This is a genomic window from Lysobacter sp. CA199 (assembly GCF_052078715.1).
GTDB lineage: Bacteria > Pseudomonadota > Gammaproteobacteria > Xanthomonadales > Xanthomonadaceae > Lysobacter.
The window spans coordinates 21,698-45,212 of sequence record NZ_JBQJIL010000008.1 but is presented as its reverse complement, the minus strand read 5'-3'; the positions used below and the strand labels follow the sequence as shown (position 1 = coordinate 45,212).

At 67.8% G+C, this 23,515-nt stretch carries 20 protein-coding genes, 1 other RNA gene and 1 pseudogene; 6 read left to right on the top strand and 16 right to left on the bottom strand.

Features of this window, described 5'->3' with window-relative positions; genetic code table 11:
• Positions 1 to 313: 313 nt before the first annotated feature.
• From ftsZ to mraZ, 14 genes and pseudogenes are all read right to left on the bottom strand, one after another.
• On the bottom strand, positions 314 to 1,534 hold the full coding sequence (gene ftsZ / locus ACTOWJ_RS15285) for a cell division protein FtsZ (protein WP_441335491.1): 1,221 nt from the start codon (positions 1,532 to 1,534) through the stop codon (positions 314 to 316).
• Between the two features lie 127 nt (positions 1,535 to 1,661).
• Positions 1,662 to 2,897 (bottom strand): cell division protein FtsA, encoded by a 1,236-nt coding sequence (gene ftsA / locus ACTOWJ_RS15280; protein WP_441335490.1) that lies wholly within the window; start codon positions 2,895 to 2,897, stop codon positions 1,662 to 1,664.
• 56 nt (positions 2,898 to 2,953) lie between these two features.
• Positions 2,954 to 3,634, bottom strand: a pseudogene (locus ACTOWJ_RS15275) (cell division protein FtsQ/DivIB); the annotation flags it as partial.
• Positions 3,631 to 4,638, bottom strand: a complete 1,008-nt coding sequence (locus ACTOWJ_RS15270) for a D-alanine--D-alanine ligase (RefSeq protein ID WP_441335489.1) — start codon at positions 4,636 to 4,638, stop codon at positions 3,631 to 3,633. The gene ACTOWJ_RS15270 and the pseudogene ACTOWJ_RS15275, both read right to left, overlap by 4 nt.
• The gene (murC, locus tag ACTOWJ_RS15265) at positions 4,635 to 6,068 is read right to left on the bottom strand and encodes a UDP-N-acetylmuramate--L-alanine ligase (RefSeq protein ID WP_441335778.1); all 1,434 of its coding nucleotides are present in this window, start codon (positions 6,066 to 6,068) and stop codon (positions 4,635 to 4,637) included. The genes ACTOWJ_RS15270 and murC overlap by 4 nt, the downstream gene beginning before the upstream one ends.
• An 8-nt stretch (positions 6,069 to 6,076) precedes the next feature.
• On the bottom strand, positions 6,077 to 7,183 hold the full coding sequence (murG, locus tag ACTOWJ_RS15260; protein ID WP_441335488.1) for an undecaprenyldiphospho-muramoylpentapeptide beta-N-acetylglucosaminyltransferase: 1,107 nt from the start codon (positions 7,181 to 7,183) through the stop codon (positions 6,077 to 6,079).
• The gene (ftsW, locus tag ACTOWJ_RS15255) at positions 7,180 to 8,502 is read right to left on the bottom strand and encodes a putative lipid II flippase FtsW (RefSeq protein ID WP_441335487.1); all 1,323 of its coding nucleotides are present in this window, start codon (positions 8,500 to 8,502) and stop codon (positions 7,180 to 7,182) included. Before ftsW ends, murG begins: the two co-directional genes overlap by 4 nt.
• A complete protein-coding gene (gene mraY, locus ACTOWJ_RS15250; RefSeq protein WP_441335486.1) occupies positions 8,502 to 9,590 on the bottom strand; it encodes a phospho-N-acetylmuramoyl-pentapeptide-transferase in 1,089 nt (362 codons plus the stop codon). Before mraY ends, ftsW begins: the two co-directional genes overlap by 1 nt.
• The gene (locus ACTOWJ_RS15245) at positions 9,580 to 11,055 is read right to left on the bottom strand and encodes a UDP-N-acetylmuramoyl-tripeptide--D-alanyl-D-alanine ligase (protein WP_441335485.1); all 1,476 of its coding nucleotides are present in this window, start codon (positions 11,053 to 11,055) and stop codon (positions 9,580 to 9,582) included. The genes mraY and ACTOWJ_RS15245 overlap by 11 nt, the downstream gene beginning before the upstream one ends.
• Positions 11,052 to 12,512 (bottom strand): UDP-N-acetylmuramoyl-L-alanyl-D-glutamate--2,6-diaminopimelate ligase, encoded by a 1,461-nt coding sequence (locus ACTOWJ_RS15240; protein ID WP_441335777.1) that lies wholly within the window; start codon positions 12,510 to 12,512, stop codon positions 11,052 to 11,054. Before ACTOWJ_RS15240 ends, ACTOWJ_RS15245 begins: the two co-directional genes overlap by 4 nt.
• An 8-nt stretch (positions 12,513 to 12,520) precedes the next feature.
• A complete protein-coding gene (locus tag ACTOWJ_RS15235; RefSeq protein ID WP_441335484.1) occupies positions 12,521 to 14,527 on the bottom strand; it encodes a peptidoglycan D,D-transpeptidase FtsI family protein in 2,007 nt (668 codons plus the stop codon).
• 10 nt (positions 14,528 to 14,537) lie between these two features.
• Positions 14,538 to 14,801 (bottom strand): cell division protein FtsL, encoded by a 264-nt coding sequence (ftsL, locus tag ACTOWJ_RS15230; RefSeq protein ID WP_215059394.1) that lies wholly within the window; start codon positions 14,799 to 14,801, stop codon positions 14,538 to 14,540.
• Positions 14,798 to 15,739, bottom strand: coding sequence for a 16S rRNA (cytosine(1402)-N(4))-methyltransferase RsmH (gene rsmH / locus ACTOWJ_RS15225; protein ID WP_441335483.1), 942 nt, complete (start codon positions 15,737 to 15,739; stop codon positions 14,798 to 14,800). The genes ftsL and rsmH overlap by 4 nt, the downstream gene beginning before the upstream one ends.
• An 11-nt stretch (positions 15,740 to 15,750) precedes the next feature.
• Complete coding sequence (gene mraZ, locus ACTOWJ_RS15220) at positions 15,751 to 16,197, bottom strand: division/cell wall cluster transcriptional repressor MraZ (protein WP_057944121.1); 447 nt, start codon at positions 16,195 to 16,197, stop codon at positions 15,751 to 15,753.
• A gap of 475 nt (positions 16,198 to 16,672) precedes the next feature.
• On the opposite strand from mraZ, the gene ACTOWJ_RS15215 reads away from it, so the two are divergent.
• On the top strand, positions 16,673 to 17,260 hold the full coding sequence (locus tag ACTOWJ_RS15215) for an ester cyclase (protein WP_441335482.1): 588 nt from the start codon (positions 16,673 to 16,675) through the stop codon (positions 17,258 to 17,260).
• 373 nt (positions 17,261 to 17,633) lie between these two features.
• Here the strand turns inward: ACTOWJ_RS15215 and rnpB are convergent.
• An RNA gene (gene rnpB, locus ACTOWJ_RS15210) (RNase P RNA component class A) lies at positions 17,634 to 17,993 on the bottom strand.
• Between the two features lie 88 nt (positions 17,994 to 18,081).
• Between rnpB and ACTOWJ_RS15205 the strand changes: the two genes are divergently transcribed.
• Positions 18,082 to 18,426 carry a hypothetical protein gene (locus ACTOWJ_RS15205; protein ID WP_441335481.1) on the top strand — a complete coding sequence of 115 codons (345 nt, stop codon included), beginning with the start codon at positions 18,082 to 18,084 and terminating at the stop codon, positions 18,424 to 18,426.
• A 10-nt stretch (positions 18,427 to 18,436) separates the two neighbouring features.
• Here the strand turns inward: ACTOWJ_RS15205 and rsmI are convergent, their stop codons facing one another.
• The gene (rsmI, locus tag ACTOWJ_RS15200) at positions 18,437 to 19,264 is read right to left on the bottom strand and encodes a 16S rRNA (cytidine(1402)-2'-O)-methyltransferase (protein ID WP_441335480.1); all 828 of its coding nucleotides are present in this window, start codon (positions 19,262 to 19,264) and stop codon (positions 18,437 to 18,439) included.
• 260 nt (positions 19,265 to 19,524) lie between these two features.
• Here rsmI and ACTOWJ_RS15195 point away from each other — a divergent pair, with 260 nt between their 5' ends.
• From ACTOWJ_RS15195 to ACTOWJ_RS15180, 4 genes are all read left to right on the top strand, one after another.
• Positions 19,525 to 20,865, top strand: a complete 1,341-nt coding sequence (locus ACTOWJ_RS15195) for a penicillin-binding protein activator (protein ID WP_441335479.1) — start codon at positions 19,525 to 19,527, stop codon at positions 20,863 to 20,865.
• 27 nt (positions 20,866 to 20,892) lie between these two features.
• Positions 20,893 to 21,264 carry a YraN family protein gene (locus ACTOWJ_RS15190; protein ID WP_441335478.1) on the top strand — a complete coding sequence of 124 codons (372 nt, stop codon included), beginning with the start codon at positions 20,893 to 20,895 and terminating at the stop codon, positions 21,262 to 21,264.
• A 275-nt stretch (positions 21,265 to 21,539) separates the two neighbouring features.
• Positions 21,540 to 22,082 (top strand): metal-dependent hydrolase, encoded by a 543-nt coding sequence (locus tag ACTOWJ_RS15185; protein WP_441335477.1) that lies wholly within the window; start codon positions 21,540 to 21,542, stop codon positions 22,080 to 22,082.
• Positions 22,079 to 23,479: an FAD-binding oxidoreductase gene (locus tag ACTOWJ_RS15180; RefSeq protein ID WP_441335476.1), complete on the top strand. Its 1,401-nt coding sequence runs from the start codon at positions 22,079 to 22,081 to the stop codon at positions 23,477 to 23,479. The genes ACTOWJ_RS15185 and ACTOWJ_RS15180 overlap by 4 nt, the downstream gene beginning before the upstream one ends.
• Positions 23,480 to 23,515: the final 36 nt, after the last annotated feature.

Sequence of the window (23,515 nt, the reverse complement as noted above, 5' to 3'; positions counted from 1 at the left end):
ACCGCGCAAGATTAGCACGCGGATGACTGAACCTGAACGAAAAGGACACAGCGTCCCGCCGTTGTCAACAGCGGCGTTCAAACTGACCGGTCGGCCCGCCTTTGCGGGGTCGGGCCGACCGGCCCAAAGCCCCGCGCATAAACGCCGGGGCAAGATGCCTGTGACCGGGGACGAGTCCGGCCCTAGGGTGGATCCCGGCGCGCAGAACGATCTACGCGCCGTGTACCGCCCGGTTGACGCCGACGGCCGTCCGGACCGGGCGATTGTTGTCGCCCTGCCCGTTCGATCCCCCGGCTCAACCCGCGCGCCGGCCTCAGTCGGCCTGACGGCGCAGGAACGCCGGGATGTCCAGGTAGCTGTTGTCGCTGCCGAAATCCGCAACGGCCGGGCCGGTCGGTTCCTGGCGCGTGTTGCCGCGCAGGCTGCCGCCGAAGCTCGGCATCGGCGCGTGGCCGACGTCGTCCATGGCGCCGAATTCCGGCTGGCCGGTGGTCGCGTTGCGCACCAGCTGGATCGGCGCGCGCTGCGAATCGCGGTCGTAACCCTGCCCGCGCACCGACTGCTTGGCGGCGACGCGGTTGAGGCCGGTAGCGACCACGGTGACCTTGACCTCGTCCTGCATGTCCGGGTCGAGCACGGTGCCGATGACCACGGTCGCGTCTTCGGAAGCGAAGTTCTCGATCGTGCGGCCGACTTCGTCGAACTCGGCCATGGTGAAGTCCGGACCGGCGGTGATGTTGACCAGGATGCCGTTGGCGCCGGCCAGGTTCACATCGTCCAGCAACGGGTTCTGGATCGCCGCCTCGGCCGCGGCCTGGGCGCGATCGTCGCCGCGCGCGGCGCCGGTACCCATCATCGCCAGGCCCATCTCGCTCATCACTGTGCGCACGTCGGCGAAGTCGACATTGATCAGGCCCGGACGCACGATCAGATCGGCGATGCCCTGCACCGCGCCGAGCAGCACGTCGTTAGCGGCGCGGAAGGCCTGGATCATCGTCGCGTTGCGGCCGAGCACGGTGATCAACTTCTCGTTGGGGATCGTGATCAGCGAATCGCAGTGATGCGACAGCTCCTCGATGCCCTTGAGCGCGACCTGCATGCGGCGGCGGCCTTCGAACGGGAACGGCTTGGTGACCACGGCCACGGTCAGGATACCCATCTCTTTAGCGAGCTGAGCCACCACCGGCGCAGCGCCGGTGCCGGTGCCGCCGCCCATGCCGGCGGTGATGAAGACCATGTCGGCGCCGGTCAGCGCGTCCATGATGCGTTCGCGATCTTCCAGCGCCGCCTGACGGCCGACTTCCGGATTCGCGCCGGCGCCCAGACCCTTGGTGACGTTGCTGCCGAGCTGCAGCTGCAGCTTGGCGCCGCAGTTCTTGATCGCCTGCGCGTCGGTGTTGGCGGTGATGAATTCCACGCCATCGACGTTGCCGCTGACCATGTGCGCCACGGCGTTGCCGCCGCCGCCGCCCACGCCAACGACCTTGATGACCGCGTTCGGGGCCATTTTTTCAACCAGTTCGAAATGTGCCATGTCCTCGTCCTCTAGTTTTATGTGTTGCTAGTTATGGGTGGGGGATGTATGCCAGTACGCTCACCGCTCTGCCCGCTTGCCGGCCATGGCGCCCTCGCCTCGGCCGTGAGACTCCGTTACCGCGACGTCAGAACTCGCCGCGATACCAGTTCTTGATCTTGTTGAAGAAGCTGCCGGCGCGGCCGGTGGAGATCACCGGGCGGCGCGGGTTTTCGATCTGGCTGCCCATCAGCAACAGGCCCACGCCGGTGGCGTGCACCGGATTTCCGACCACTTCGCCCAGACCGGTGACGTGCTGCGGAATGCCGACGCGCACCGGCATCTGCAGCATTTCCTCGGCCAGCTCGACCACGCCTTCCATCTTGGCCGCACCGCCGGTCAGGACCATGCCGGCGCGGACGTGATGTTCGAAACCCGAACGGCGCAGTTCGGCCTGGATCATTTCGAAGATTTCCTCGTAACGCGCCTGCACCGCCTGAGCCAAGGAATGACGCGGCATGCGCCGCGGCGGACGATCGCCGACGCTGGGAACCTGGATCGATTCCTCGGCGGTCGCCATCTGCGCCAACGCGCAGGCGTAGCGCACCTTGATCTGCTCGGCTTCCGGCGTGGGCGTGCGCAGCATGTGCGCGATGTCCTCGGTGACCTTGTCGCCGGCGATCGGCAGCGACGCGCTGTGCGCGATCGCGCCCTGCACGAACACCGCGATGTCGGTGGTGCCCGCGCCGATGTCGACCAGGACCACACCGAGCTCGCGCTCGTCGCTGGTCAGCACCGCGTTGCTCGAGGCCAGTACGCCCAGGATCAGATCGTCCACCTGCAAACCGCAGCGCTGCACGCACTTGCTGATATTGGCCGCGGCCGACTGCGCGCACACCACCAGATGCGCATGCACTTCCAGGCGCACGCCGGTCATGCCGACCGGGTTGCGGATGCCTTCCTGCGAATCGTCGAGCACGTAGTCGCGAGGAATCGCGTGCAGTATCTTCTGGTCGGCCGGGATCGCCACCGCCTTGGCCGCTTCCAGGACCCGGTCCAGATCGCCGTAGGTCACCTCGCCGTCGCGGATCGGCGCGATGCCCTGCGAGTTGCGGCACTGGATGTGGTTGCCGGAGATCGAGGCGTAGACCGAGCGGATCTCGCAGCCGGCCATCAGCTCGGCCTCCTCGATCGCGCGCTGAATCGACTGCACCGTGGATTCGATGTCGACGACCACGCCGCGCTTGAGTCCGCGCGATTCGTGCGAGCCGATGCCGATCACTTCGATGGGATTGCCAGGCGAATACTCGCCCACCAGCGCCACCACTTTGGAGGTGCCGACGTCGAGGCCTACGATCAGCGACTTGTCGCCTTTGCGATTCATGACTGTCCTTGCTGCTGCTTCGGTGCCGCCGCGGGTGCCTGTACCGGCGCCCACGACAGCGAAAAACCATTGGTGTAACGAAGATCCGCGCGCGCCAGCACCTGCACGCGCTGCGCCATCAACTGCGGCAGCAACTTGACGAAGCGGCTCAGGCGCGTGCGCTCCTGACTGCGACCGACCACGATCTGCGCGCCGTTGCCCAGGCCCAGGGTCCAACTGCCGCGCTGATCGACTTCGATCTGCCTGACGTCCAGACCGATCGGCGCGAACAACTCGCGCGACTCGTTGTACAGCGCGACCACGTCGGCGACGCGGCTGTCGGGACCGGCGAACTGCGGCAGGTTCGCCGGCACCTGGATGTTGCTGATCGGGAACAGACGACCCTGCTCGGACAACAGCTGATCCTTGCCCCAACGCGCGAACGGCTTGTGTTCGATCACGCTGACTTCCAACACGTCGGGCCAGCGCTTACGCACTTCGGCATGCTCGACCCACGGCAGCTTCGCCACCGCGTCCTGCGCCTTGGGCAGATCCACCGCGAAGAAACCGCGCTGCGCATACGGCAGCAGGGTCTTGCGCAGCGCGGTCGCATCGACCCGCTCGAACTCGCCGGTGACGCGCAGGCGCTTGAGCGGCCACTGCTCCGCGCCGATCCAGCCGCTGAGCACGGCCACGACCGGCAGCGCGACCAGGGCCAGCGCCAGCAACCATCCGACGAGTCGCAGCAGGGCGTTCACGCCGCGCCGCCTCCTTGCACCGCCGCCGCCGCACCGACAGGCGCGCTCACGGTCGCTTCCAGCACGCGCCAGCACAGCTCGTCGTACTCGATGCCGAGCTGACGCGCGGCCTTGGGCACCAGCGAATGGCTGGTCATCCCCGGCGCGGTGTTGACCTCGATCAGATACAGCTGGCCGTCGTTACGGTCGCGCATGAAATCGACCCGGCCCCAGCCCTTGCAACCGGCGGCGACGAAGGCTTCCATCGCCAGACGGCGGATTTCGTCTTCGACCGCGCCTTCCAGGCCCGGACAAAGATATTGAGTGTCATCGGCGATGTACTTGGCGTGATAGTCGTACCACTCGCCCTTGGGCACGATCCGGATCGAAGGCAGCGCGGTATAGCCGTCGCCGTCGATCAGCACCGCGACGGTGAGCTCGTCGCCGATCACCATCTGCTCCATCAACATTTCGCCGGGGTAGCGCGCGGCCAGCGCGACCGCATCGTCGATGTCGGCGTCCTTGAGCACGCGCGACACGCCGACGCTGGAACCTTCGCTCGACGGCTTGATGATGACCGGCAGGCCGATCTCGCGCGCCGCGGCATGCACGTCGTCGCCCTTGGCGATGCGCTTGTACTTCGGCGTCGGCAGGCCGGCGCCGATCCACACCTGCTTGGTGCGGATCTTGTCCATCGCCAGCGCCGAGCCGAGCACGTCCGAACCGGTATAGGGCACGCCGAACGCTTCGAGCACGCCCTGCAGCACGCCGTCTTCGCCGCCGCCCTTGTTGCCGTGCAGGATATTGAACACGCGGTCGACGCCGCCGACACGGATGATATCGATCAGCGCCGGAATGCCGTCGACCGCGAACGCGTCCACGCCGCGCGAGCGCAGCGCTTCGAGCACGCCGCGCCCGGAATCCAGCGACACCTCGCGCTCGGCGCTGGTGCCGCCCATGAGCACGGCGACGCGGCCGAACACGGCCGGATCGGTGACGCGGAGCGGTGCGAACTGCGAACTCACTTCTGCTCTCCTTGGAAACCCTGGGTAGCGAGCTGCTGCGCGGCGGCGCCGATGTCGCCGGCGCCCATCAGCAACAGCAGATCGCCGTCGTTCAACACATCCGGCAACACGCCGGCCAGATCGCCCGCGCCGTTGACCACGACCGGATCGATACGGCCGCGCGCGCGGATCGCGCGCGCCAGCGACTTGGCGTCGGCGCCGGCGATCGGCGCTTCGCCGGCCGGATAGACCTCGGTCAGCACCAGCGCGTCCACCGAGGACAGCACCGCGGCGAAATCGTCGAACAGATCGCGGGTGCGGCTGTAACGGTGCGGCTGGAACGCGACCACCAGACGCTTGTCCGGCCAGCCGCCGCGCGCGGCGGCGAACACGGCCTCGAGCTCTTTCGGGTGGTGGCCATAGTCGTCGACCAACTGCACCGATGCGCCTTTGTCGGTCTTGATCTGCGCGAGCAGGTTGAAGCGACGGCCGATGCCTTCGAATTTCTCCAGCGCGCGCGCGATCGCATCGGGCTGCACGCCGAGCTGCCACGCCACCGAGCAGGCAGCCAATGCGTTGAGCACGTTGTGGCGGCCGGGCAGCGCCAAGGTGACCGCGGTGCGGGTCGCATCGGGCAGGCACAAGGTGAAATGCATCGCGCCGCCGGTCTGGCTGACGTCTTCGGCGCGCACGTCGGCGGTTTCGTCGAAGCCGTAGGTCATCACATGCCGCGGCGTTTCGGCCGCGAGCTTGGCGACGTTGGCGTCGTCGATGCACAGCACGGCCAGTCCGTAGAACGGCAGGCGGTGCAGGAATTCCTCGAACGCGGCCTGGACCTTGGCGAAGTCGCCGCCGTAGTTTTCCAGGTGATCGGCGTCGATGTTGGTGACGATGGCGATCTGCGGGTTCAGCCGCAGGAAGCTGCCGTCGCTCTCGTCGGCCTCGGCGACCAGCCACTGACCGCCGCCCAAGCCGGCATTGGCGCCGGCGGCGAGCAGTTTGCCGCCGATCACGAAGGTCGGGTCGATGCCGCCTTCGGCCAGCACGCTGGCAGTCAGCGAGGTGGTAGTGGTCTTGCCGTGGGTGCCGGCCACCGCAATGCCGCGGCGGAAGCGCATCAGTTCGGCCAGCATTTCCGCGCGCGGCACCACCGGAATGCGCTGCGCGCGCGCTTCCATCAGCTCGGGGTTGTCGCGCTTGATCGCGCTGGACACCACTACGCAATCGGCGCCGAGCACGTTGGCCGCTGCATGCCCGCGATGCACGTTGGCGCCCATCGCGGCCAGACGACGTGTCACCGCGTTGTCGGCCATGTCCGAGCCAGACACCTGATAGCCCAGCGTGCACATGACTTCGGCGATGCCGCTCATGCCGGTGCCGCCGATGCCGACGAAATGCACGCGCGGAAACGCCTTGGCCAGGTCGCCAGTGTGCTGCAGGCGGCGGCGCAATGCCGTGCTCATGCCGGCTCCTTCATGTTCGACTGCTCCAATACGATCTGGGCGACGCGATCGGCCGCGTCGGGTTTGGCGAGGCTTCGCGCCGCTTCGGCCATCTGCAGCAGCACGCCGCGCTCGGCCAGGATTTCGATCGTCGCCGACAGGCGCGCGCCCAGGTCGTCGCCGGCCTGCGGCAGCAACTGCGCCGCGCCGCGATCGACCAGAAAACGCGCGTTCTTGGTCTGGTGGTCGTCCACCGCCTGCGGGAACGGCACCAGCACGCTGCCGATGCCGGCGGCGCACAGCTCGGCCAGGGTCAGCGCGCCGGCGCGGCAGACCACCAGGTCGGCCCAATCGTAAGCGGCCGCCATGTCGGCGATGAACGGCTCCAACGAAGCGATGATCCCGGCCTTTGCATACGCCTGCTGCGCATCGGCCAGCAGCTTCTCGCCGCATTGATGACGCACCTCGCAGGGCACGCGGCCACGCAGGCCGGCGATGGCCTCGGGCACCGCACTGTTGAGCGCGCGCGCGCCCTGGCTGCCGCCGAGCACCAGCAGACGCAGCGGACCGCTGCGGCCTGCAAAACGTTGCGCGGGCGACGCGACCGCGGCGATCTCCGCGCGCACCGGGTTGCCCACCACTTCCTCGGCCACGTTGGCGAAGGTGTCCGGGAATCCGGTCAGCACGCGGCGCGCGAAACGCGACAACACGCGATTGGTCATGCCCGGCGCGCGGTTTTGTTCGTGCACGATCAGCGGCAGGCCGGCCAGCCGCGCGGCGATGCCGCCCGGGCCGGCCGCATAGCCGCCGAAGCTGACCACCGCCCGCGGTTGACGTTGACGCAGCACGCGCTGGGCCGCGCGCACCGAAGCGATCACCCGGAACGGCGCGCGCAACAGCGTGGCCACGCCCTTGCCGCGCACGCCGCTGATCGCGATGGTGTCGATGTCGATGCCGTGCTGCGGCACCAAGCGGGTTTCCATGCCGCCGTCGGCGCCGAGCCAGCAGACTGGAACGTTGCGGCCACGCAGCGCCTTGGCCACCGCAAGCCCCGGGAAAATATGTCCACCCGTGCCGCCGGCCAGGATCATCACCGGACGTTCGCTGGAACGCAGCTCGTTCATGCCGACCTCCCGAGCGAAGGCTCGACGCGTTCGCGCAGACGGCTGGTGCCGCGCGCGGCCTCGCTGCGCGCGGCGCTGGCCGCGGCCGCCGAAGGCAGCGGATTGGAGGTGGCCGGCACGCCGCCCGATCCGCCCGGCGCTTGCGCCGCTTCGCCGCGCAGACGCGCGACCTGGCGCTGGGCGCGATCGAGTTCGTAGGACACGCGCAACAACACCGCCAGCGCCGCGCAGCTCATCAGCACGCTGGAGCCGCCGGAGGAAATCATCGGCAGGGTCAGGCCCTTGGTCGGCAACAGACCCAGGTTGACCCCGATCGAGACGAAGCTCTGCAGCCCCATCCACAAGGCGATGCCAAAGGCCACGTAGCCGGAGAAATGGCGACGCATCTCCACGCACTTCAAGCCGATCCACAGCGCGCGGCCGGTCAGCAGCGCGTACATGCCGACCACCGCGCACACACCGGCGAAACCGAACTCCTCGGCGATCACCGCCATGATGAAGTCGGTATGCGCCTCGGGCAGGTACGACAACTTCTGCACCGACGCGCCCAGACCGACCCCGAGCCATTCGCCGCGACCGACCGCCATCAACGCATTGGTCAGCTGGTAACCGGTGCCGAACGGATCGCTCCACGGATTCATGAAGGAGGTCAGGCGGATCACCCGGTACGGCTCGGCGATGGCGATGACCGCCAGGATCGGCAGGCCGATCAACACCGGGCCGAACATGCGCGGCATGTTGACGCCGCCGAGCACCAGCATGCCGGCGGTGATCGCCAGCAGCAGCGAGGACGAACCGAAGTCAGGCTGCATCAGCAACAGGCCGACCAGCACCACGGCCACGCCGATCGGCTTGAGCATCGCGCCCCAGGTCGCCGAGATGTCTTCGCTGAAACGCTTGAGGTAGCTCGCCAGCCAGACGATGTAGAGCAGCTTGACCGCCTCGACCGCCTGGAAGCCGACCGGGCCGAGATTGATCCAGCGCTTGGCGCCGTTGACCTGCTTGCCGATCACCGGCACGAACACCAGCAACAACAGCACAATGCACACCAGCAACAGCCACTGGTTGTGCTGTTCGATGGTCTTGAGCTCGGTGCGCATCAGCCAGAACGCCATGCCCAGGCCGACGCCGAGGAAGACCAGGTGGCGAGTCAGGAAGTAGAACGCGTCGACTTCGTGGGTCGCGGCGACGCCGAGCGAGGCCGAGCCGACCATGACCACGCCGGTGCAGGCCAAGGCAATGGACACGAACAACAGCCACGGGTCGTAGCGACCGTGGATGGCGTCGAGCCGGGTTGCCTGGCGTGCGGAGTTTTCCATCAGCGGACCTTGAGAGTGGCCAGACCGACCAGGACGAGAACGACCGAGATGATCCAGAAGCGCACGATCACGCGCGGCTCGGGCCAGCCCTTGAGTTCGAAGTGGTGATGGATCGGCGCCATGCGGAACACGCGCTTGCCGGTCAGCTTGAACGAAGCGACCTGGATCATCACCGACAGGGTTTCGATCACGAACACGCCGCCCATGATCACCAGCACCAGTTCCTGGCGCACGATGATGGCGATGGTGCCGAGCACCGCACCCAACGCCAGCGCGCCGATGTCGCCCATGAACACCATCGCCGGGTAGGTGTTGAACCATAGGAACCCGAGGCCGGCGCCGGCGATCGCCGCGCAGATGATGACCAGCTCGCCGGCGCCCGGCACCTGCGGAATCTGCAGGTACTTGGAAAACTCGGCGTGGCCTGAGGCGTAGGCGAACACGCCCAGCGCGCAGGCCACCAGCACGGTCGGCATGATCGCCAGACCATCGAGGCCGTCGGTCAGATTGACCGCGTTGGAGAAGCCGACGATCCAGAAATAGGCGACCACGATCAGCCCCGCGCCCAGCGGAATCGCGATGGCCTTGATCAGCGGTACATAGAAGGTGGTGCTGGCGACCACCGCCGGATCGGCGGTGAAATACAGGAAGGCGCCCGCGGCCAGGCCGAAGATCGACTGCAGCAGATACTTCCAGCGCGATTTCAGGCCATTGGGATCGCGGCGGACGATCTTGATCCAGTCGTCGTACCAGCCGATCGCACCGAAGCACAACATCACCGCCAGCACCAGCCACACGTACCTGTTGCGCAGATCGCCCCACAGCAGCACCGAGGCCAGCACCGTCATCAGGATCAGCGCGCCGCCCATGGTCGGCGTGCCGGCCTTGGAGAAATGGGTCTGCGGACCGTCCTGACGGATCGGCTGGCCGCCCTTGTACTGGGCGAGCCGGCGGATCACCGCCGGGCCCCACCACAGCGACAAGGCGAGCGCGGTCAACGCGCTGAGAATGCCGCGGAACGTCAGATAGCCGAACAGACCGAACAGGCTCTGAAGCTGCTCCAGCCAACGAGTGAGTTCAAGCAGCATGCGTGGTCCCCTTCCCCTGTGCGGGCTTATGCGCGGACAGCAACGCCGTCACGATCTTGTCCATCGCACTGCTGTGCGATCCCTTCACCAACACGCGCACGCCTTCGCGCAGCTCGGCGCTCAGCGCCCGGGCCAGCGAGTCGTGGCTGTCGAACACTTGCGCGCCGTCGCCGAAGGCCTGCGCCGCGGCGGTCGGCAGCTCGCCCAACGCGAACAGCCGGCGCAGGCCGGCGGCCTTGGCGCGACGGCCGATTTCGGCGTGCATGGCGATTTCCTCGTTGCCGATCTCGCGCATCGCGCCGAGCACCAACCAGTTTTCGCCCGCCATCTCGGCCAAAGTGTCGATGGCCGCCGCAGTCGAACCCGGATTGGCGTTGTAGCTGTCGTCGATCAACACCGCGCCGTTGTCCAGGCGATGAGTGATCAGGCGGCCGTCGACCGGCTGCGCGGCGTTGAGGCCGGCGGCGATCGTCTCCAGCGGGATCTGCGCACCGAGCGCCAACGCGGCGGCGGCGAGCGCGTTGCGCACGTTATGACGTCCCACCATGTTGAGAGCGATCGCAACCCGGCCCAACGGGGTTACCAGCGCGAACGTAGAACCTTCAGGTCCGACGCGAACGTCCTTCGCCGTCACTTCCGCACTCGCATCGATGCCGTAACGCACGATCGCGCGGCCGGAAGCGCGGTTCTCGAAATACGGCGCGAACGCATCATCGGCATTGATCGCGGCCACGCCGAACGACGGCAGCGCATCGTAGATCGCGGCCTTGGTGTCGGCGATGCCGAGCAGGCTGCCCATGCGCTCCAGATGCGCCGGCGCCACGTTATTGACCAGCGAGACCTGCGGGCGCGCGATGCGCACCAGGTAATCGATGTCGCCGGGTTTGCCCGCGCCCATCTCGTACACCGCGTACAACGCATCTTCCGGCGCGTCGAGCACCGCCAGCGGCAGACCGATTTCGTTGTTGCGATTGCCCGGGGTGGAATAGGTCCGGCCCGGCGCGGCCTGTTGCAGGATCGCGGTGATCAGCGCCTTGACGCTGGTCTTGCCGTTGCTGCCGGTGATCGCGATCACGCGGGTGTCGCGGGTCGACTGCAGGGTGGTCGCCATATCGGCCAGCGCGCGTTCGGTATCGGCGACGATCACCTGCGCGATCGGCGCGTCGACCTCCCGCGAAACCAAGGCAGCGACCACGGCCGCGAAGTCTTTTGCGGGAGGGGCTTCAGCCCCGACCAGGATCGCCGCATCGTGTGTCGGGGCTGAAGCCCCTCCCACAACGGCGCCCGCCAATTTCGCGACGTGATCGTGCCCATCGAAACGCTCGCCCTTGAGCGCGACGAACAGCGCCGCGCCGCTGGCGGGCAGCGCGCGGGTGTCAGTGGCGACCACGTCGATCGCGGCATCCTCGCCGTGCAGGCGGCCACCGGTCATGCGCGCGATCTGGGACAGCAGCAGGCGCCTCATGCTCGCGCCTCCAACGCCGCCTGTGCGATCAAGGTGTCGTCGAAAGGATGCCGCACTCCGTGGATTTCCTGGTAAGGCTCGTGGCCCTTGCCGGCCACCAGCACGATGTCGTCGGGACCGGCGTCGAAGATCGCGTGATCGATCGCCGCGCGACGGTCGCGCAGCACGACCGCGCGGTGCGGATCGCGGAAGCCCTGGAGAATGTCGGCGACGATGACGTCGCCGTCCTCGCCGCGCGGGTTGTCGTCGGTGACCACGACCAGATCCGCGCCGTGCTCGGCGATCGCCGCCATCTGCGGACGCTTGCCGCGATCGCGCTCGCCGCCGCAGCCGAACACGCAGATCAGCCGCGCATTGGCGTGCGCGCGCAGCGAAGCCAGCGCCTGCTCCAGCGCATCGGGCGTATGCGCGTAATCGATCACCACCAGCGGCAGCACGCCGTCGCCGCCGAGGCGGTTCATGCGGCCATGGATGGGTTCGAGCTGCGACAAAGTCTGCGCGATCTGCGCCGGCGCATCGCCCAGCGCGTACAGCGCGCCGGCCACCGCCAGCAGATTGTCGACGTTGAAACGGCCGAGCAGCTTGGACGCGACCTTGTGCGCCTTGCCGGCCACGACCAGATCGAAACCGATGCCGCGGCTGTCGAAGCTCAGCGCTTCGGCGCGCAGCGCGGCGCCGTCGCGGCCGCGCGAACTCAGGCCGATCGCGCGCACGCTCTTGGACAGTTGCGCGATCAACTCGCGGCCGAACTCGTCGTCGAGATTGATCGCCGCCGCCCTCAGCCCGGCCCAATCGAACAAACGCGCCTTGGCCGCGCCGTAGGCGGCCATGTCGCCGTGGTAATCGAGGTGATCGCGGGTCAGATTGGTGAACACGCCGACATCGAAATGCACGCCGGCCACGCGGCCCTGATCGAGCGCGTGCGAGCTGACTTCCATCGCGATCGCCTGCGCGCCCGCCTCGTGCATGTCGGCCAACAGTTCGTGCAATTGCAGCACCAGCGGCGTGGTGAAACCGGTCGGGACGATCTCACCGTACAGGCCGGCGCCGAGCGTGCCGACCGTGCCGCAGCGGATGCCGCTCAGCGTCCACGCCTGCGCGATCAACTGCACGGTCGAGGTCTTGCCGTTGGTGCCGGTCACGCCGACCACGGTCATCGCTTCGCTCGCGCGGCCGTGGAAGACATCGCCCATCTCGCCCAGGCGCGAACGCAGCCCGGGCACGGCGATCGCATCGGCCGGCGCCGGCAGATCCTCGGGCGCGGGCGGCTCGAACAGGATCGCGACCGCGCCCTGCGCGCGCGCCTGCTCGACGAACTTGAGCCCGTGCACGCCGAATCCGGCGATCGCCACGAACGCGTTGCCCGGCCGCACCGCGCGGCTGTCCATCACCAGGCCCGAGATGCGCAGATCGCCGGGGATGCCGGCGATGTCGGGCAGCAATTCGGCCAAAGGCATCAGGCGGCTCATCGCGCGCCTCCGTGGACCGGAGTCTGCGCGACCGCGCTGGCGGCGATGGGTGGCGGCGACGTCGCGGGATGCGCCGCGGTCGACGCGGCCGGAACCACCGGCCCGCTCGGCTTGCCGCCGTTTTGCCTGAGTCGCTTGGCTTCGGCCGCGGCCTGCACCGCCAGCCAGGTTTCGATGTCGTCCGGCGCCACGTCCATCAGGCGCAACGCACCGTCCATAACGTTGCGGAACACCGGGCCGGACACCGAACCGCCGTAGTAACCCTTCTTGGTCGGATCGGGTTCGCTGACCACCACCACCATCGAGAAGCGCGGCTTCTCCACCGGCACTACGCCGGCGAACAGCGACACGTACTTCTTCGAATAGCCGCCGGTGGCGCTGAACTTGCGCGTGGTGCCGGTCTTGCCGGCGACGTGATAGCCCAGGATCGCGGCCTGCTTGGCGGTGCCGCCGGGCTCGGTCACGGTCTGCATCATGCGCATGATTTCGCCGGCCACGGCCGGATCGAGCACCTGGCGCGCTTCGTTGCGCTGGCCCTTGACGAAGGTCGGCTGGATCAACTTGCCGCCGTTGGCCATCGCCGCATACGCCATCGCGATCTGCATCGGCGTCGCCGACAGACCGTAGCCGTAGGCCATACCGGTTTTGGTGGTGCCGCTCCAGCGCTGCGGCGGCGCGAGCAGGCCCGAGGATTCGCCCGGGAAACCGCTGCCCGGCTTGCTGCCGTAGCCGAAGCCGTGGATGAACTTGTAGAAGTAGTCGTTGGGCAGCAGCAGCGCGAGCTTGGCCGCGCCGACGTTGGAGCTCTTGGTGATCACGCCGGTGACGGTCAACGTGCCGTTGTTATGGGTATCGGTGATGCGGTAACGGCCATTGGGCATCCAGCCCGGCTCGGTGTGCACCAGGGTGGTCGGCTTGACCGTGCCGGCGTTGAGCGCGGCGGCCACGGTGATCGGCTTCATCGTCGAACCCGGCTCGACCACGTCGGTGATCGCGCGGTTGCGATGCGTGTCGCGGTTGCCGGCGCCGAGCAGATTCGGGTTGTAGGTCGGCAGATTGGCCATCGCCAGCACTTCGCCGGTCTCGATGTCGAGCACCACCGCCGAGGCGCTGCTGGCGCCGGTGTCGAGCAGCGCGCGGCGCAGTTCGCGATAGGTCAGGTACTGGATGCGGCGATCCAGGGTCAGGGTCAGGTCCTTGCCCGGTTCTGCCGAATGCACCAGGTCGACGTTCTCGACGATGCGGCCGGCGCCGTCGCGGATCACCCGCTTGGTGCCGGGCTTGCCGCGCAGCTCATGGTCGAACGCAAGCTCCAGGCCTTCCTGGCCGCGGTCGTCGATGTTGGTGAAACCCAACACGTGCGCCATCGCCTCGCCCTGCGGGTAGAAGCGGCGGAATTCGCGCTGCGAGAACACGCCGGGCACCTTGTGCGCGAGGATCCTGCGCGCCTCGTCCGGATTGATCCGGCGCTTGAGGTACATGAACTCCTTGCCCGAGCGCTGCGAGAGCTTGCGCGCGAGTTCATCCGGCGCCACGCCCAGGGCCTTGGCCAGATCCGGCAGGCGTTCGGGGTTCTTGGCCAGTTCCTTGGGATTGCCCCAGATCGACTCGACCGGCGTGGACACCGCCAGCGGCTCGCCGTTGCGGTCGGTGATCATGCCGCGCGAGGTCGGAATCGGAATCTCGCGCAGCGAACGCGCGTCGCCCTGCTGGCGATAGAAATCGTTGCTGATCACCTGCAGGTCCAGCGCCCGGCCCACCAGCGCCAGCGAGCACAGCCCCAGCGCGCCGCCGACCAGGATCAGGCGGTTGCGCAGATTGAACTGGGCGCTGCGGCTGCGCGGCTTGTTGCCGGCGCGCGCGCGTTCCTCGCGCAGACGCGCGAAGCCTTCGCCAAGGTTCTCGACCAGGCGGTCGAGGCCGCCGCCGCGGTTGCCGCGTTCGCCGAGCACGCGATCGAGCGGGCCGCTGCGGCCGCCGCGCTTGTTCTTGCGCCCGCTCATGGTCCGGCCCTCATGGTCGGATCACCACGGTTTCGCCGCCTTCGGGGAACTTCATCCCGATGCGCTCGCGGGCGACCTGGTCGATGCGGTTGCTTTCCGCCCAGGTGGCCTGCTCCAACTGCAGCCGGCCGAATTCGATGTTGAGCTCATCGCGCTCGCGTTGCAGCTTGTTGAGCTGCACGAACAACTGGCGGTGCTCGTGACGCGCGAACACCACCAGCAACGCGGAGACCACGTTGGCGACGATCAGCAGGGCGAGCAGCAGGCGCATCATGCCGCCGCCTCCAGCTTCTCAGCCACCCGCAACACCGCGCTGCGCGCGCGCGGGTTGTCGGCCGTCTCTTCCCACTCGGCTTTCTGCGCGCCGTCGATGGCGCGCAGGACCGGGGTGAAGTCGACCTCCACCGGCATCCGGCGGTTGGCCGGCGGCGCCTTGGAGTGACGCAGGATGAATTGTTTGACGATGCGGTCTTCCAGCGAATGGAAGCTGATCACCGCCAGCCGGCCGCCGGGCTTCAGGCGCGCCAGCGCGGCGTCCAGGCCGAGTTCCAGATCGGCCAGCTCGCGGTTGATGAAGATGCGGATGGCCTGGAAGCTGCGGGTGGCCGGATGGATCTTCTGATCGCCGCGCGGCATCACCGAGGCGATCAGGTCGGCGAGCTGGGCGGTGCGGGTCAACGGCTGCCCGTCGCGGGGCGCTTTGATAGCGCGCGCGATCTTGCGGCTCTGCCGTTCCTCGCCATACATCCACAACACGTCCGCGATCTCCTTCTCGCTCGCCGTCGCCAGCCATTCCGCCGCGCTGAGCCCGTTGTCGGGGTCCATGCGCATGTCCAAGGGGCCGTCCTTGCCGAAGCTGAAACCGCGCTCGGCCACGTCGAGCTGCGGCGAGGACACGCCCAGATCCAGCAACACGCCGTCCAGGCCGCCGGCGGTGGCATCCCACTGCGCCAGATCGGCGAAGCTGCCGCGATAGATGGACACGCGGGGATCGCCGCCGAACTCGCGTTCGGCCACGGCGATCGCCTCGGGGTCCTTGTCCATCACCAACAGCCGTCCTCCGGCCTGCAATTGCGAAAGCACGCCGCGGGCATGCCCGCCGCGTCCGAACGTGCCGTCCAGATAGGCGCCGTTCCCGTGCACCCGCAGGCCTTCGAGCACCTGTCGGTACATCACGGGAAGGTGGCCGGACCGCGCGTGCGTGCGTTCCATGCCACCGCCCGTCATAGCTGCAGGTCGAGCAGCTCGTCGCTCAGATCGTCGTCGGTAATCGTCTGACGGATCTGCGCGTGATGCGCCTGCTCGCTCCAAAGTTCGAATTTGTCGCCCATGCCCAGCAACACGGCCTTCTTCTCGATGCCGACCGCGGCGCGGTGGCTGGCCGGCACGGTGATGCGGCCGTTGCCGTCGAGTTCCACGAACGCCGCGGCGCCGACCAGCTTGAGCTGCATGTTGCGATTGACCTGCTTGACCTTGGGCAGCTTGTTGACCTGATCGCGGACGCGTTCCCAGATCGACAGCGGATACAGATAGAGCGAGCCGGACTCGAACGGGTTGTAGGTGATGACCAGGCGGTTGTCGCATTCGCGCGCGACGAGATCGCGGTAAGCGGTGGGTACCGCCAGCCGTCCCTTGTCGTCGATCGTGATGGCGGTTTCGCCTTGGAACATCTGCGCACCTTTGCGGCTCCCGTCTCTACCGGACGGGTCACCTCAGTTCGTTCGCCCAACTTGGGCGGAGCCTCCGAAAACCACTAAAACCCAGGTTTTCCCTCGGATGTCCACATTAGCAGGGCCCACAGGGTTGTCAACAACTTTCCGGGCGAAATTTCGCTAGGCGCATCAATGGCTTGCAACGAACTTGAGAGTCTTATTCAAGACTTATCCACTAGCCTTTGTTTCGTCTCATGTTTTGAGACTCTGAACGTCACAAAGTGACCCGAGAGCGAACTGGATCACAGTTGTCCAGCCCATGCTGCGCGGCAGCATTACTGCAAGATCGGCGTAGAAGATCGATTTTCCCGGCCTGATCGCTGGCAACTATCGCTGTGGGCGCAGTGCGCGTGCCTGCCGCCGACGGCGGAGTCCGACATTCGGTTCACATCCCAGGGCCTAGCGTGACCCCAACTTTCTCTTGGAACCGCCCATGCCCGCCCCTGTCTTGCGCGCCGGCCGACTGGTCCTGCCCCTGGCCCTCATTGCCACGTTCGCGGCCGGCTGCGCTCGCGACGAATCGGCCAAGGCGCCGCTGACCGCCGCGGCCGCCGATGCGACCATCCTCAAGCGCCTGCAGGCCGAACAGGCCCAGCAGGACCGTCACCTGCAGACCTTCGACGAACTCGATTTCGTCCATTACAGCGGCCAGCAGTGGAACGACTTCCACAAGAGCCACGCCCAGAACATCGTCGTCCACTACCCCGACGGGCGCACCACGACCGGGCTGGACGCGCACATCGCCGAGCTCAAGCCGCAGTTCGTGTTCGCGCCCGACACCCGGATCAAAGTGCATCCGGTCAAGATCGCCCAGGGCAACCTGACCGCGGTGACCGGAGTCATGGAAGGCACTTTCAGCCAGCCGATGCCGCTGGGCGACGGCAAGACACTGGCGCCGACCCACAAACCGTTCAAGCTCGCCATGGCCACCATCGGCCGGTGGGAAAACGGGGTGATGGTCGAGGAGTGGCTGTTCTGGGACAACCAGGCCTTCATGAAGCAGATCGGCGCGGCGCAGTAGATCGAACCCTTCTCCCGCGAGCGGGAGACACTGGCCCGACGGGCCGGATGAGGGCGTGGGGCCCGACTTGCGCAAACGCTGCGCTTCACGCGCCCTCACCCAACCCGCCCCAGCCCAAACGCATAGCGTTTGGGCGTTCGCGGACGCGCGAGCCGACGGCTCGCAAGCAGCGCCCGCTTACCCCGCAAGCGGGAGAGGGCTAAGGCAAAAAAAGCGATGAAGAGCACGCGCACAAATCGCCGCGCCCCGCCAATACGAGAGCCCCCTTTAGTAAAGGGGGGCGCCCCGAAGGGGCGGGGATTTGGATGCCAATAAGCTGGGGCCCAAAGTTTGCACCGCAAACTTTGGGGCTTCTTAGGCGAATGCCTAAGAAGCGCGGAGTGGGCCGATAAGCCGGGTTCTGTCGTGGACAGTCATTCCTCTAGGCGCAACGTCACCGTTACGCTCAAGCAACCTACCCGGAGACATCGCGGGCCGCGACATAGTCTCCCTATTTGGTCTTGCTCCCGGTGGGGTTTGCCGTGCCGGTCCGTTGCCGGACTCGCGGTGCGCTCTTACCGCACCGTTTCACCCTTACCACGCACCCTTGCGGGCCGTTCGGCGGTCTGCTCTCTGTTGCACTTTCCGTCGGCTCGCGCCGCCCAGGCGTTACCTGGCACCGTGCCCTGTGGAGCCCGGACTTTCCTCGGCACCGGATCTTGCGATCCGATGACGCGACTGCCTGGCCTGCTCCGCGCGGGCATTGTCGCACGCGCCGCGGGCAATCGGCCGTCGCGCGGTTAAATTGGCGACACCCCGTCAGCGGCAAGGAGCGGCCGAACATGCAAAGCGACGACCCCGAAGACCACTTCCCGCTGTACCCGCGCGGCATGCTCCGCCGCGCCGGCTTGCTCGACGCCGAAAGCCTCGCCGCGCGCCTGCCCGATTGGACCGAGGAAGAACTGCAGGCCGCGTTCTGGCCGGCCTATGGCTCGATCCGCCGAACCGAAATCGACGGCGAGCGCTCCTTCAGCATCGACGGCGGCGAACGGACCCTGCAGGTCAACGGTCTGCCGATCTTCATCTCCGAAGACCGTTGGTTCTTCGAAGTGGTCGCAGGGCCCGAACTGCTGGATCAACTGGTCGCGGCGATGCGCCCCCTGCGCAAACCACCGCCGACGGGCTGATCGACGGCGCTCATTCGCCGCTGCCGTACAAGGCCTTGCGCGGCGCCCCGCTCAACTCCGCGGCCAGCTTCGCCGCGGTCGACGGCGGCAGGTGTTCGCTGAGCTTGGCGTAGATGCGCTTGCCTTCGACCACCTTGGCATCGGCATCGTCGCCGGCGCCTTCGACGATGACCACGAACTCGCCCTTGCGCTGGTTCGGATCGGCTTTGACCTGCGCGGCCAGTTCGGCCAGCGACCCGTCGAGCACGGTTTCGAACAGCTTGGTCAGCTCGCGCGCGATCACCGCGCCGCGCTGCGCGCCGAACACAGCGATCATGTCATCGAGGGTTTCCTCGATCCGGTGGGCCGATTCGTAGAACAGCAAAGTCTGTGGCTCGGCCGCCAGACGGGTGAGCCGTTCGCGCCGGGCCGAGCCCTTGGCCGGCAGAAAACCTTCAAAACTGAACCGGTCCGAGGCCAGGCCGGCGACGCTGAGCGCGGCGATCGCGGCGCAGGCGCCCGGCACCGGCGAGACCCGCACCCCGGCCGCGCGCGCGGCGCGCACCAACCGATAGCCGGGATCGCTGACCAAGGGCGTGCCCGCATCCGATACCAACGCCAGCGAATCCCCGCCTTGCAGACGCGACACCAGTTGCGCGGCCTGCTGCTCTTCATTGTGCTGATGCAGCGCCAACAACGGCCGCTCCAGGCCGAAATGCGACAACAACTGCCGCGTATGCCGGGTGTCTTCAGCGCAGATCGCCGCGACCGTGCGCAAAGTCTCCAGCGCGCGCGGCGTGAGGTCGCCGAGATTGCCGATCGGGGTGGCGACGATATGTAAGGTGCCGGGAGTGTGCATCGTGCTCAATTGAATGGGGTGGCCGGGAAGGGGCGGCGAACGGCGTGTATCGGCGGGAGTCGACGGCGACACCGCGCCGTTCGCGTATCCAACACCCCCACGCCCGCGCCGTACCTGAAGCGCAGGCGCCGGAAATGATTCACCGCTACTCATGGCCGGGTAGAATCCTAACCGGTCCCATAGGAACGCCGCTGCGCGGCGAATGCAAGCCGATGACTCATAAGAAAAACCGGCCCGCCTTGACATGGATGTTCAGCGTCTTGGCCGCCACCGCCGTGCTCGGCGGCTGCGCCAGCGTGGAGACCCGCCCGGTCGCTGCGACCCAGACCTCCAACCCGATGGTGGCCCAGGCCAGCCATCTGGCGCGCGCTCATGCCGGCCTGGCCGGCGCCGAGCGCAGCGCCAACGAACAACAGATCGAACGCCTGCTGGCCAATCTCGACGACGCCACGCTCAGCCGCGAAGCCAACGCGCTGGCAGCCGGCGACCCGCTGTACAACTTCGTCGGCCGCGCGCTGATGAAGCGCGGCCTGCCGTTGCCGCGTCCGTTCGACCGCAGCTCGGACTGGCGCTTCAACGCCGGTCAGCGTCCGCCGGCCGAGGCCGACGGTTACCGGCCGCCGGTCAAGCTCGCGGTGCTGCTGCCGTCCAGCGGCCCCACCGCGGTCGCCGCCGCGTCAGTGCGCGACGGTTTGAACGCCGCCTACTACGGCGAAAGCCGGCGCCGCCCGGAAATATTCTTCTACGACACCGCCGGTACCGCCGGCGGCGCCTTGGCCGCTTACGACAAGGCCGTCGCCGACGGCAGCGATTTCGTGATCGGCCCGCTCGGCCGCGACGAGGTCAGCGCGGTGTTCGGCAAGGACGCGTTGCCGGTGCCGGTGCTCGCGCTCAATCGCGGCAACGTCGCCCCGCCCAGCGGCAACGTCAGCTTCTCGCTGACGCCGGAAGACGAGGGTCTGGCCGCGGCCGATTACCTGCTCGAACGCAAGGCCAAGCGCGTGCTCGCCATCGAAGGCGGCGACGACAGCCAGCGCCGCGCGATCGCCGCGCTCAAGGAACGCCTGGCTTCGAACGGCGCCGTGCTCACCGACAGCATCAGCGAAGGCACCGCCGATCTGGGCCCGTTCGTGGCCAAGGAAGGCGGCGTGGATGCGGTGTTCCTGGCGGTCAAAGGCAGTTCGGCGCGCACGCTGATTCCCAAGCTCGCCTTGGCCGGCCTGTCCGACAAGCCGCGCGTGGCGACTTCGCAGTTGTTGTCGGGCACCGGCAAGCCGGAACAGGACCGCGTGCTCGACGGCATCGCCTTCCCGTCGGAAACCTGGACCGCCGGCGGCATCCGCGGACTGCCGCCGGCGGTCGGCGTCGCCCAGACCCTGCCGACCGCACGCGGCCCAGGCGCGCGGCTGTTCGCCTTCGGTTACGACGCCTGGCAGCTCAGCGCCTACCTGGAACGCCTGGCCACGCGTCCTGACGCGTACATCGCCGGTGCGACCGGCGTGCTGCGCATCGACGGCGGCGGCACCGTGCTGCGCACGCCGGCATGGTCGACCTTCAGCAGCGGCGTCGCAGTGCCGCTGGCGGATGCTTCGCGGCGCTGATACGGACAACGGCGCGGCGCGCACGGCATGACGAACCGTCGCGGGCTCGGCGCCGCGGTCGAAGCCGCGGCGCGCGCGCACCTGCTCGAACACGGGCTGGGTGCGATTGCGGCCAACGCCAACTACCGTTTCGGCGAACTCGATCTGGTGATGCTCGACGGCGCCGTCGTGGCGTTCGTGGAAGTGCGCTATCGCCGCGACGCCCGCTTCGGCGGCGGCGCGGCTTCGGTGGATGCGCGCAAGCGCCGCAAGCTGGTACTGGCCGCGCAAGCGTTTCTGCTCGCGCATCCGGCGTATGCCGACAGCCCCTGCCGTTTCGATGTGATCGAAGCCGACGGCGATCCGGCCCGGCCGAGCTTGCACTGGCTGCGCGATGCGTTTCGCGCTGACGATATCTAGCTGCGAGGCGGCAACCACGTTCGCTCGAGCAGTCTTGGAGTCAAGGCCGCTGCGTGTAGCCCCGCTGTAGGAGCTGCGCAAGCTGCGACCGCGAGTCCACACCCACCACGCAAGCGTGTTTCGCGGTCGCAGCTTACGCAGCTCCTACAACGGGTGATCGGGATTTTTGTCGCCGGGCTGCATATCCACCCTGCTCGGACGCCCGTATCCATTGCCAACACCGTGCCCGAGGCGCGAGCGAGCGGCCGGCAGCTCGCGGCGATACCATAAGCGCTATGCCCACCGTCATGACCCACGCCGTGGTCCCGCTCGCCCTGGGTTGGGCGCTCGGCTCGCGCGCGGTTCCTCCGCGTTTGTTGCTGACCGGCGCGCTGGTGGCGATGCTGCCCGACGCCGATGTGGTCGCGTTCAAGCTCGGCATCGCTTATGCCGACGATTTCGGCCATCGCGGCGCCAGCCATTCCTTCGCGTTCGCCGCCTTGATCGCGGTGTTCGGCGCGATGACCTCGCATTGGTTGCGCGCGCCGCCGTGGCGGGTGGCGTTGTGGTTGTTCCTGTGCGCGGCCTCGCATCCCGCGCTGGATGCCTTGACCGACGGAGGGCTCGGCGTGGCTTTGTATTGGCCGTGGTCGGATGCGCGCATCTTCGCGCCCTGGAGGCCGATCGAGGTCTCGCCGATCGGCGCGCGTTTCTTCAGCGCGCGCGGCCTGGAAGTGTTGTGGTCGGAAGCACGCTGGATCGTGGTGCCGGCGCTCGCCTTGGGAACGCTGGGCGCCGGCCTGCGGCGGACGTTCGCACGCGCGGAACCGGCGCGATGAGCGCCGCCGCCGACTCGCGTCTGCCGCCGGCCTTGCACGAGGAACTCGCGCGCTTGCTCGGCGAGGGCTGGCTGACCGATCCTGGCGAGCGCCTGTCCTACGCCTACGACAACTCGCGCCGCCAATCCTTGCCCGACGCGGTCGCGCTGCCGCGCACGCGCGAGCAGGTGCAAGCGCTGGTACGCGCGTGCCGGAGCCACCGCGTGCCGGTGGTCGCGCGCGGCCGCGGCACCAATACCACCGGCGCGTCGGTGCCGATCGCCGGCGGCGTGGTGGTGTCGTTCGAACGCATGAACCGGATCGTCGAAATCCGCCCGGGCGACCGATGCGCGATCGTCGAACCGGGCGTGCTCAACGGCGATCTGCAACAGGCCTTGAAAGAACACGGACTGTTCTGGCCGCCCGATCCGACCAGCGCGGCCTTCAGTACGGTCGGCGGCAACCTGGCCTGCAACGCCGGCGGCCCGCGCGCGGTGAAGTACGGCGCCAGCCGCGACAACGTGCTGGCGGTGACCGCGGTGACCGGCGCGGGCGAGTTGATCGTCTGCGGCACGGCCACCACCAAAGGCTCCACCGGCTACGACCTGCATCGCCTTCTGGTCGGCAGCGAAGGCACGCTCGCATTGATCGTCGAAGCCAGCCTGCGGCTGACGCCATCGGCACCGGCGCGCGCCGCGTTGCGCGCGACGTATCGCGACGTGTCCTCGGCCGCGCTCGCGGTCGCGCGGCTGATGGCGCAACCGGTCACGCCGTCGATGCTCGAGTTCATGGACGGCCATGCCGTGCGGCTCGCGCGCGATGTCGGCGGCGCCGACCTGCCGCTGGATGCCGGCGCGCTGCTGATGATCGAAGCCGACGGCGACGCGTACACCCTGCCGCACTCGATCCAGGCGCTCAAGCGCGCCGCCGATGGCGAGGGATTGATCTCGCTCGACGACGCCGCCGACGAGGCCGCGCGCGAAAAACTCTGGGCCGCGCGCAAGGCGTTGTCGCCTTCGTTGCGCACGCTGGCGCCGGGCAAGATCAACGAAGACGTGGTGGTGCCGGTCTCGCGCATTCCCGAACTGGTCGACGGCGTGCAGGCGCTGTCGCGCGAATTCGATCTGCCGATCGTGTGCTTCGGCCACGCCGGCAACGGCAATCTGCACGTCAATCTGCTTTACGAACCCGCCGACGCCTCGCAGAACCAACGCGCCCACACCGCGATGGGCCATGTGTTCGAACTGGCCTTGGCGTTGGGCGGGACGTTATCGGGCGAGCACGGCATCGGTCTGGCCAAGCGCGATTTCATGCCGCAGGCAGTGGGCGCGCAGACGCTGGCGCTGATGCGGCAACTCAAGCGTGTGTTCGACCCCGACGGCATTCTCAATCCGGGCAAGCTGCTGCCGGACGAATAAAGCGCGAGGTTTCGCCGGGCGCGCGTCGCACCGCCG